This is a genomic window from Ruminococcus sp. (genome assembly GCF_024691275.1).
In the GTDB taxonomy this organism is placed as follows: Bacteria; Bacillota; Clostridia; order Oscillospirales; family Ruminococcaceae; genus Ruminococcus.
Window position 1 is genome coordinate 23,657 of the sequence record NZ_JAILNU010000007.1, and the last position, 10,111, is coordinate 33,767.

Below are 10,111 nucleotides of genomic sequence, written 5' to 3' on the forward strand. Positions count from 1 at the left end.
CGTCATTATTTTATATAGACTAAAAAAAAAATAAAATCATGCATTTTACTCTTGCATTATCGCCGATTTTGTTGTATGATTAATAGTGTATTGGTAGATGCAGACATTTTTCTGCACTCTCCCAAACTTCTTTGAAGGAGGAAAAAACGTGAAACTCGTTTCAGTAGTAGTTCCGTGTTATAACGAGCAGGAAGTCCTGCCGATGTTCTATGAGGAGATCACCAAGGTAACAGGTCAGATGTCAAAGGCTCACCCGGAGCTTACATTTGAATATCTCTTTATCAACGACGGATCAAAAGATACAACTCTCGACATTCTCCGCTCACTGTCGGAGAAGGACAAGAGAGTAAGATATATTTCATTTTCGCGTAATTTCGGCAAAGAGTCGGGAATGTACGCAGGTCTTAAAAACGCAAAGGGCGACTATGTTGTCGTTATGGACGCAGACCTCCAGCACCCGCCCGCTTTCCTGCCAAAAATGTACGACTATGTGAGAACAGGCGAGTACGACTGCGCTACAACACGCCGTGTCAGCAGAGACGGCGAATCCAAAGTGCGCTCGTGGTTCGCAAGACTCTTCTATAAAATAATGAATAAGATATCCCAGACCGAAATAGTTGACGGTGCACAGGATTTCCGATTCATGACCCGCCAGATGGTGGACGCTATCCTCGATATGTCCGAGTACAACCGCTTCTCAAAGGGTATATTCAGCTGGGTAGGCTTCAATACAAAATACATCGAGTACGAAAACGTCGAGCGCCCCGCAGGTACTTCATCATGGTCGTTCTGGGGACTTTTCAAGTATTCGCTGGAAGGCATCATGGCTTTCTCAACAGCCCCTCTCGCTATCGCGTCACTGCTGGGAATCCTCACCTGCATCATCGCCTTCGTGCTCATCGTCATAACTATTATCCGTTCGATATTCGGCTGGCTCGATGCCCCTGACGGATACCCCACGATGCTCTGTCTCATATTCCTTTTCAGCGGACTCCAGCTCTTCTGCGTAGGAATTCTCGGACAGTATCTCTCCAAGACATACCTTGAGTCGAAAAACCGACCAATATACATTACAAAGGAAACCGAGGACATTTACCGTCAGCGCAAGGCAGACGCAAACAGTTCAGCTGCCGAAAATGAAAAGAAGTAACTGCGGGGAGGTGCGGAGATAGTGACTAAGCATATGAGACTTATCGTCTCAGTATTATTCATCGTCATCATAATCCTCACCATTGCTATAACCCGCTTTTATTCAAGCACCGACAAGCTCCCTGCTGTCGGCAATACTCAGCCCTCTGTGGTGAAGAAGCTCGGCACCGACGCTTCAGGCAACCGCATATTTCTGGACAGCAACGGGCTTTACGGCATAATCGACAGCAACAGCCGCCTGACAGTCTCACCCGAATGGCATGAGATAAACTTCACAGACGGCGATCTCTGCATCGCTTCCAAAAGAGTGAGAGGGAAAAAGCTCTACGGCTGCATAGATCACGAGGGCAATATCGAAGTCCCGTTCGTATATTCGTCCATCGACCGCGTAAATGTCAGGGATCAGACGCTCTATATCGCCAAGACCTTCGACAATCAGAAAAACGTGGTGTACGATGCAGACTTCACGCCCTGCTTCTCGCGTCCGTGGGACGAGTACTCTGTCAGCAACAATAACGAACTGGTGCTCACATTCGGCAATGCCACATATAGGTATTCCGCCGACTCGAACGGGCTTGTTCTCGCAAACGCCCTTATCAGCGGACAGACAATGAAGCACAGCTATGATTTCGAGATCATAAGCAGGAACCGCCTTTCAGAGCTCACTTTCTCGGCTATCGAAAAAATGGATCATGCGGTGAGCAGCTATATCGAATACGCCTTTACAGGTGACAGCACGGTACTTGCAGATATAGATGCAGTACCCTCGGCACTGTTCCTGACACTTTTCCCTGAAGATCATCAGATAATTGCCAAGCGGCTCTCAAATATCTCCGATGTTTCTGTTTATTCAGTCATCTCAGACGACAATCTGCTCCACTATGCAGTATCCGTTACCGCAGGGATATCCGTGTCATACAAGAACAATGAAGGCAAGATAAAGCGGCTCCGCGGCAACCACAAGGCTGAGATCGTATTTGAAGGCTCATCTGTCAATTCTCTCCGTGTAGTTTCGGCGCAGTTCAAGGACGATAAGCCCAATTATCCGAAGCAGTCCGCTTAACACTTCCGGGAATGCAGCTTCCGATCAGCTATAAACAGCACCGTCGGTATTTATAATCGGATCACGGAGGTCATCATATGTATAAAAAACTGACAGCTCTCGCCGCAGCTCTGCTCATTGCGGCAGCGAGATGCGGTAAAATAGACGATCAGGGCAGCAGCGAGGAAACAGAGAACGCTTCTCAGGCAGAAGAATCCACCGAGGAAGCTCCCGTGACCGAAACAGTGTCGGCTGACGGTACTGCCGAAACGACATCTTCTCCCGCGGAGGAAACTTCTCCGCCTTCTTCCGCAGCAAATGCGAAAGACGATGAAGAACCTCCCGTAAGCAGCATCAGCGTACTGTCATCTATGAAAACAGGCATGACAGAAGATGAAGTCCTTTCCGCGTCAGGCATGAACAATTATACCAGATACGAAGAAAACAGCGCAGTCGGCACTTACGAATACGAATACGCCATGGACTGCGATAACGTCTTCGGAACAGATCTGGCAGGTTATATGTTCGCCGAATTCGATTACTCCACCCATAAGCTCATATGCTGCGGCTATCACCTGGGCAGGATACTGACGGAAGGCTCCGACGAGTTCAATTGCTCGGAAGAACAGCTCAGCGAAGCATATAACAAGATAAAGGAACAGCTTATCGCCGAGTACGGCAACGGCTACGTTCCTCAGACTGTCTCAGGAGAGGGTATCCGCCAAGAACTCATGTGGGAGGACGGCTGCGACCAGCTCTGGGTCATGTACGGAATTGATCTCTGGAACGAAAACAGCGGTGTAAACGAGATCGTTGTATCGCGTTCAATAAATAGATAAAAGATAAAGGAGAATATTATCATGTCAAAAAAAGTTGCAGTTATCATGGGAAGCGACAGCGACTTCCCTGTTGTAAAATCAGCTCTCACTGAACTGAAAAAATACGGCGTTGAGTTCGAGTGCCGCGTAATGAGCGCTCACAGAACTCCTGCCGAGGCTTGCGAATTCGCTTCAAACGCAAGAGCTAACGGCTTTGGCGCTATCATCTGCGCAGCAGGTATGGCTGCTCACCTTGCAGGCGTTGTTGCAGGTCACACAACTCTCCCCGTTATCGGTATCCCCATGAAGTCAAAAGCTCTTGAGGGCGTTGACGCTCTGCTGGCTACAGTTATGATGCCTCCCGGAGTGCCAGTGGCTACAGTCGGCATCGACGGCGCAAAAAATGCAGCTGTTTTAGCTGTACAGATACTCGCTGTCGCTGACGAGGAGCTCGCCGCAAAGCTGGCTGCCGAGAAGAAAGCTATGGCTGACGGAGTTATCGCTAAGGACAAGGCTTTACAGGAGCAGATAGCAGCTCTCTGAATCCGCACATAAAAAGTTTCTGCGTTAGGAGGCACATTTATGACACCTGCTGAAAGAAAAGAACGTACAGAAAAACTGCTGGCTGAGAAAGGCATCGGCATCAATCCTAACCTTCCTCTCACAGAGCCTGCTTCCGAGATCGAGCTGAAAAGTACCGATGATATATGCAAACGCGCTGTTGCAGCTCTCCTTTCTACTCAGGTGGGTATAGAGCTCAGCGAACAGCATACCGAGGACGCAGCTTCATTCGTCAATCTAATAGATCACTTCGGAGTAAGGAACGTCCTTAACTCCAAGGAAGAAAAGCTTATAAACGGTACTGCAACTCAACAGGACGTTACCGACGTTGTATGGGAATACGAATGCTACTGGGCTCTGGTATGGGCACTGGGACTTATTGATGATATCTCCGATGCAAGCGGCATTTGCGACTGTCTCACAGCTATCCGCCTTGTATCAAAGTGCAGCGGCTTCGAGGACTTCAAGTCCAGGTGCAAGCTCCGCAGCAAGGACGAGATCCTGGATATGCTCGACCTCTATTACCGCTATCACTGGGCTGTTGTACAGCATGAGCATATCGACAGCAGCTGTCCCATCGGCAATCTTGTTGGAGATGTGGTATTTGAGCGCAGACGCGGTCTTGAATGGCTCATCTGCGATACAGAAGACTGGTACGATATCTCTCTTGATACATAATTATGAGTAAATTCAATACATTGCTTTTTGATCTGGACGGCACTCTTACCGATTCTCAGGAAGGCATAATAAATTGTATGCGCTGTGCAGTTGAAAAAATGGGCTATGATATGCCCGAGGATACGCAAAAATTCCTCGGACCGCCGCTGTATCAGTCCTTCGCCGAGTTTCTCGGCATGAACGAAGAACAGGTCAATGAAGCAGTAAAAATATTCCGCGAAAGATACTCCACTGTCGGACTTTTCGAGAACCGTGTCTATGACGGTATCTCCGAAATGCTCCAAAGGCTGAAAAACGACGGTTTGCGGCTCATGGTCGCCACAAGCAAGCCGCGTGACTACGCTGTGCGTATACTCGAAAGATTCGGGCTTCTCCCCTTCTTTGAAGTAGTCGGCGGAGCAGAACTCGACGGCACTCGCAACTACAAGCACGAGGTCATCGAGTACGTCCTTGAAAAAGCAGGTATCACCGACAGAAGCGGAGTTCTCATGATAGGCGACCGAAAACAGGACGTTCTCGGCGCTCACAAGACAGGTCTGAAATGTATGGGTATCCTATGGGGCTACGGCTCGTATGAGGAGCTCACCGAAGCAGGAACAGATCTCATCGCAAAGACTCCTAAGGAAGCAGCAGATATGCTGTCGGCATAATTTTTCAAGCTTACAATTTCCGCGATGATGCGGAATTGCATATACAATCATTTATATAATTCTCAAGGAGGAATTTTAAAATGTCAAACATCGAAAAGAAGGAACAGCTCTATGAGGGCAAGGCAAAGAAGGTCTATGCTACAAATGACCCTAATCTCGTTATCGTTGATTACAAGGACGACGCTACAGCGTTCAACGGCGAGAAGAAGGGCACTATCTCAGGCAAGGGCGTTATCAACAACAAGATGACAAACTTCATGTTCAAAATGCTCGAAAAGGAAGGCGTTCCGACTCATCTCGTTGAGGAGATCAGCGATCGTGAAACAATCGTTAAGAAGGTTTCCATCGTTCCCCTTGAGGTAATCATCAGAAACGTTGCAGCAGGCAGCTTCTCAAAGAGAATGGGTGTTGAAGAAGGCAAACAGCTCCTCTGCCCTATCCTCGAATTCAGCTACAAAAACGACGATCTCGGTGATCCATTTATAAATGATTATTACGCTCTCGCACTCGGTATCGCTACACAGGAGGATATCGACACTATCTCCAAGTATGCTTTCAAGGTAAACGAGTTCATGGTAAAGTTCTTCAAGGGTCTCAACATCGACCTCATCGACTTCAAGATCGAGTTCGGTAAGACTGCTGACGGCACTATCATTCTCGCTGACGAGATTTCTCCTGACACCTGCCGCTTCTGGGATTCAACAACTCACGAGAAGCTCGACAAGGACCGCTTCCGCAGAGATATGGGCGGCGTTGAAGAAGCTTATCAGGAAATCATGAAGCGTCTGATGGGAGAATAAGCTATGGGCGGTTTTTTCGGAGCAGCATCAAATAATGACTGTGTGACCGACGTATTCTTCGGAACAGACTATCACTCTCACCTCGGTACAAGACGAGGCGGCATGACTTCATGGTCCGAGGAAAACGGCTTTCAGAGAAATATCCACAGTATCGAAAACTCACCTTTCCGTACAAAATTTGAAAACGACGTTGTTAATATGAGAGGCAAGCTCTGTATCGGCTGCATCAGCGATACAGACCCTCAGCCTATCCTCGTCCGCTCAAAGCTCGGACTCTATGCAGTATGTTCTGTAGGTATAATCCGCAACGCTGACGCTCTGGTAAACGAGCTCCTCGAAAAGGGCTGCGCTAACTTTGAAGCTATGAGCAGCGGCAGCATCAACTCAGGCGACCTCATCGGCGCTCTTATCGCACAGAAGGACTCCTTCGTTGAGGGTATCCGCTATGCACAGGAGAAGATCGAGGGCACTATGTCACTCATTATCCTCACAAACAAGAGCATCATCGCTGCAAGAGACCAGTTCGGCAGACTTCCTATAATCATAGGCAAGAGAAGCGACGGCTACTGTCTCTCAACAGAATCCTTCGCTTTCCAGAAGCTGGGATATACTACTTATAAGGAGCTTCTCCCAGGTGAGATAGCTGAGCTCACAGCCGACGAATGTAAAACTCTCGCAGAGGGCGACGCTTCAAAGATGAAGATCTGCACATTCCTCTGGACATACTACGGCTATCCGAATGCTGTATACGAGGGCGTAAACGTTGAAGTTATGCGTACCCGCAACGGCGAGATCATGGCTGAAAACGATATCAAGAACGGCAGACTTCCCGATGTCGACTATATCTGCGGTGTGCCTGATTCGGGTACTCCACACGCTATCGGCTATGCCAACAAGAGCGGCATACCTTTTGCAAGACCGTTCATCAAGTATACTCCAACATGGCCAAGAAGCTTTATGCCTACCAACCAGAGCATGAGAAATCAGGTCGCTAAAATGAAGCTCATACCCGTTCATGAGCTCATCAACGGCAAAAAACTCCTCTTCGTCGATGACAGTATCGTAAGAGGTACACAGATGAGAGAGACTGTAGAGTTCCTCTATGAGCACGGCGCTAAGGAAGTTCATATGCGCTCAGCCTGTCCTCCTATCATGTACGGCTGTAAGTACCTCAATTTCTCACGCAGCACTTCCGAAATGGAACTCATCGCCCGTCAGATAATCGACGAGTTTGAAGGCCCTGTGGGATTAAAGCACATTGAAGAGTACAGCAACTCGGCTACTGAAAGAGGACGCAGACTAAGAGATGAGATATGCAAGAGGCTCCGCCTTACTTCCCTCGAATTCCAGACACTTGAGGGTACAGAAAAGGCTGTGGGTCTTGACTCATGCGAACTCTGCACATACTGCTGGAACGGCAAAGAATAACTGCTGAACGATACGGCTCAAACACACTGCACTTTTGGGATAATATGAGGTAAATATCATGAAAAAGATCGCTGTGATCTTATGTGCTCTGGTTCTGCTCGGTGCAGGAGGATTTATATTCTTCAGGGAACGCGGGAAAATAATAAACGGCAACCGCTACGGCTCTATGGCTCTTGTCAACAGCGAATTATACTATTATGCCAACCATTATGTGTATAAGTATTCGTCGGGCAAAAGCAAAAAAGCCGAATGGGCTGACAGCTGCTATTTTTCCGTCAACACATCGGACGGAGATGTAGAGTTCAATTACTATAAAGAGGCTCCTGCCCATATCTCAGAGAATCCTTACAAGGATCTCCTGCCGTCAGGAACAGATTATTCTTCGGTTTATGATGATAAATACGTTTATGTAAGGTATCCCGAAGGCATGGCCAAAATAGTCGTATACAAAATAAATGCTCCATCTGCCGACAACGGCAGTCTGGAAAAAATAGACGAGATCACTTTTTGATCTGAACTTATTGTAGGGGCTGGCGTCCTCGACAGCCCGTAAATATCATAATTTTTGCGGGACGTTGAGGACACCGTCCCCTACATTTATGTCACGGAGGTAAATTAATGAACAACAGTTTTTCCGAAAGCTATAAAAAAGCAGGCGTTGACGTTACCGCAGGCTACAAGTCTGTTGAACTGATGAAGGAGCACATCGCCCGCACTATGATAAAGGGTGCACTCTCAGGAATCGGCGGCTTCGGCGGTCTCTTTGAGCTCGATATGACAGGTATCCAGAAGCCTGTTCTCGTTTCAGGTACAGACGGCGTTGGTACAAAGATCAAAATCGCTTTCATCATGGACAAGCACGACACTGTAGGTATCGACTGCGTTGCTATGTGCGTCAACGATATCATCTGCTGCGGCGCTAAGCCACAGTTCTTCCTTGATTATATCGCCTGCGGCAAAAACTTCCCCGAGAAGATTGCTACTATCGTATCAGGCGTTGCAGAGGGCTGCGTTCAGGCGCAGTGCGCTCTCATCGGCGGCGAGACTGCCGAGCACCCCGGTCTTATGCCTGAGGACGAGTATGACCTCGCAGGCTTCTCTGTAGGCGTTGTTGACAAGGACAAGATCCTCCAGCCCGATACTCAGAAGGCAGGCGATGTTCTTATCGCTATCAAGTCCAGCGGTGTACACTCCAACGGCTTCTCACTCGTAAGAAGAGTATTCGATGTAAACGAGCAGAACCTCAATATGCACTTCAATGACCTCGGCACAACTCTCGGTGAGTGTCTCCTCACTCCTACACGTATCTATGTAAAGGCTGTAATGAGCCTTCTCGACGCTGTAAAGGTAAAGTCTATCTCACATATCACAGGCGGCGGCTTCTACGAGAATATACCACGTTCTCTCCCTAAGAACCTCGCTGCAAAGATCGAAAGAAATGCCGTTCAGGTACTTCCTATTTTCGACCTTATCCAGAGAACAGGCGATATCCCGGAGAGAGATATGTTCAATACCTTCAATATGGGTGTCGGCATGATAGTTTCTGTTGACAAGAACGACGCTGACAAGGCTATCGCTGCTATCAAGGCAGCAGGCGAGGACGCTTATGTACTCGGCGAACTCGTTGAGTCAGAGGAAGGCGTTATCATCTGCTGATAAAGTAACTGTATCACCATTCTTCAAAGCAATTACCGCATAAATTATCCGAATTCACAACATAAGTACAAACTCCACGGGATATGGGATTTGGAAAATTTTACAAAGACGGTGATGTTTATGAAAAAGATAAAAATGGCTGCTGTGGGAATGATATGTGCCGTTCTCACAGCTTTGCCTGCAAATGCCGGAGCTGCTCAAAAAATAGATATGGACTATAACTCCGACGGTGTAGTGGACTGCTTCGATATGATAACCGCAAGAAAAAACAGCGAGATATCACGGGCAGAAATAAACGCTCTGCAAAAATTCCTGCTGGGTGTCAACGGCAAGATCCCCTCTGAATTTGAGGTGCAGGAAAATCCTGTGGACGAAAGCTGCATACTCGAACCAAAGGGCACAGTACATACAGGCGAGGGAACTTTCTACGGCGGAGGCTACACAGGCGGTCACGCTATGCTCGATCCCGTTTCCCACGATTACTGGATAGTCGCTATGAACCACTACGACTACAATGAAGCTCAGCTCGCAGGTGCTTATATTGAAGTTACAGGCGAACTCGGCACCATAAAAATGCTCGTTACAGACGAGCTCCCCGAAGGTAAAAAGGGCGACCTCGACCTCTATACAGACGCTTTCCCGCTCATCGCTCCCGTCGAAAAGGGCAGAGTTCCCGTGAGCTGGAAAATAATCCCGCTTGATACAGCTGCAACAGCTCCTATCTCATTCAAATACAAAGAGGGCAGCACGGAATTCTGGTGCGGAGTGCAGGTGCGCAACCACCGCTACCCCATAACAAAGCTGGAATACCTCAATGAGGACGGCGAATTCGTCGAGATACCACGCCGCCCGTACAACTATTTCGAGTCAAGAGATATGGGCAAGGGACCGTTCACGTTCCGCATAACCGATATCTACGGTCAGGTGGTAATAGACAAGGATATCCCCCTCTCCTACGATGATACCGAGATAATACAGGGACACGTTCAGTTCCCCGAATAAGCGGCTGAGTATCCCCTGCCGCTTTTATACAAAGGAGGAAAACTCATGAAGAATATAGTCGTGCTCGTTTCGGGCGGCGGCACTAATTTACAGGCTCTTATCGACGCCGAAAAGTCGGGCGTCATCAAGGGTGGAAAAATAACCTGCGTCATTTCCTCAAAGGAAGGCGTATACGCTCTTGAAAGGGCGGCGCAGAATGGCATAAAAAGCCGCGTTATCCCGCGTAAGGAGTACGCTGATATAGCATCCTACACAAAGGCAGTAACCGACGCTCTCATCGAGGAAAAGGCAGACCTTGTGGTATATGCGGGATTCATGACCATACTC

The 10,111-nt window shown here is 48.2% G+C and carries 12 protein-coding genes; all 12 read left to right on the plus strand.

What is annotated here, in order from left to right; all coding sequences use genetic code 11:
• Positions 1-148 precede the first annotated feature (148 nt).
• On the plus strand, positions 149-1,150 hold the full coding sequence (locus tag K6G33_RS00950) for a glycosyltransferase family 2 protein (RefSeq protein WP_296775234.1): 1,002 nt from the start codon (positions 149-151) through the stop codon (positions 1,148-1,150).
• A 21-nt stretch (positions 1,151-1,171) separates the two neighbouring features.
• Positions 1,172-2,212, plus strand: a complete 1,041-nt coding sequence (locus tag K6G33_RS00955) for a WG repeat-containing protein (RefSeq protein ID WP_296775236.1) — start codon at positions 1,172-1,174, stop codon at positions 2,210-2,212.
• Positions 2,213-2,289: 77 nt separating this feature from the next.
• Positions 2,290-3,030, plus strand: a complete 741-nt coding sequence (locus tag K6G33_RS00960; protein ID WP_296775239.1) for a hypothetical protein — start codon at positions 2,290-2,292, stop codon at positions 3,028-3,030.
• A gap of 21 nt (positions 3,031-3,051) precedes the next feature.
• The gene (purE, locus tag K6G33_RS00965) at positions 3,052-3,552 is read left to right on the plus strand and encodes a 5-(carboxyamino)imidazole ribonucleotide mutase (protein ID WP_173449561.1); all 501 of its coding nucleotides are present in this window, start codon (positions 3,052-3,054) and stop codon (positions 3,550-3,552) included.
• A 39-nt stretch (positions 3,553-3,591) separates the two neighbouring features.
• Positions 3,592-4,248, plus strand: a complete 657-nt coding sequence (locus K6G33_RS00970; RefSeq protein ID WP_296775242.1) for a DUF4272 domain-containing protein — start codon at positions 3,592-3,594, stop codon at positions 4,246-4,248.
• 2 nt (positions 4,249-4,250) lie between these two features.
• Positions 4,251-4,898 carry an HAD hydrolase-like protein gene (locus K6G33_RS00975; RefSeq protein ID WP_296775245.1) on the plus strand — a complete coding sequence of 216 codons (648 nt, stop codon included), beginning with the start codon at positions 4,251-4,253 and terminating at the stop codon, positions 4,896-4,898.
• Positions 4,899-4,978: 80 nt separating this feature from the next.
• Positions 4,979-5,698 (plus strand): phosphoribosylaminoimidazolesuccinocarboxamide synthase, encoded by a 720-nt coding sequence (purC, locus tag K6G33_RS00980; RefSeq protein ID WP_296775247.1) that lies wholly within the window; start codon positions 4,979-4,981, stop codon positions 5,696-5,698.
• A gap of 3 nt (positions 5,699-5,701) precedes the next feature.
• Positions 5,702-7,126, plus strand: coding sequence for an amidophosphoribosyltransferase (locus K6G33_RS00985; RefSeq protein ID WP_296775249.1), 1,425 nt, complete (start codon positions 5,702-5,704; stop codon positions 7,124-7,126).
• Between the two features lie 58 nt (positions 7,127-7,184).
• Positions 7,185-7,637: a hypothetical protein gene (locus K6G33_RS00990; protein WP_296775251.1), complete on the plus strand. Its 453-nt coding sequence runs from the start codon at positions 7,185-7,187 to the stop codon at positions 7,635-7,637.
• A 107-nt stretch (positions 7,638-7,744) separates the two neighbouring features.
• Positions 7,745-8,782, plus strand: coding sequence for a phosphoribosylformylglycinamidine cyclo-ligase (gene purM / locus K6G33_RS00995; protein ID WP_296775253.1), 1,038 nt, complete (start codon positions 7,745-7,747; stop codon positions 8,780-8,782).
• Between the two features lie 120 nt (positions 8,783-8,902).
• Entirely contained in the window at positions 8,903-9,784 is an 882-nt protein-coding gene (locus K6G33_RS01000) for an expansin EXLX1 family cellulose-binding protein (protein WP_296775256.1), read from the plus strand.
• Positions 9,785-9,829: 45 nt separating this feature from the next.
• A partial coding sequence (locus K6G33_RS01005) for a formyltransferase family protein (RefSeq protein ID WP_296775259.1) occupies positions 9,830-10,111 on the plus strand: 282 nt, incomplete at its 3' end.

Coding starts and splice junctions, on each gene's coding strand:
- purM (WP_296775253.1), top strand. CDS start 7,745: ATGAACAACAGTTTTTCCGAAAGCTATAAAAAAGCAGGCGTTGACGTT.
- K6G33_RS00985 (WP_296775249.1), top strand. CDS start 5,702: ATGGGCGGTTTTTTCGGAGCAGCATCAAATAATGACTGTGTGACCGAC.
- K6G33_RS00990 (WP_296775251.1), top strand. CDS start 7,185: ATGAAAAAGATCGCTGTGATCTTATGTGCTCTGGTTCTGCTCGGTGCA.
- purC (WP_296775247.1), top strand. CDS start 4,979: ATGTCAAACATCGAAAAGAAGGAACAGCTCTATGAGGGCAAGGCAAAG.
- K6G33_RS00970 (WP_296775242.1), top strand. CDS start 3,592: ATGACACCTGCTGAAAGAAAAGAACGTACAGAAAAACTGCTGGCTGAG.
- K6G33_RS00975 (WP_296775245.1), top strand. CDS start 4,251: ATGAGTAAATTCAATACATTGCTTTTTGATCTGGACGGCACTCTTACC.
- purE (WP_173449561.1), top strand. CDS start 3,052: ATGTCAAAAAAAGTTGCAGTTATCATGGGAAGCGACAGCGACTTCCCT.
- K6G33_RS01000 (WP_296775256.1), top strand. CDS start 8,903: ATGAAAAAGATAAAAATGGCTGCTGTGGGAATGATATGTGCCGTTCTC.
- K6G33_RS00960 (WP_296775239.1), top strand. CDS start 2,290: ATGTATAAAAAACTGACAGCTCTCGCCGCAGCTCTGCTCATTGCGGCA.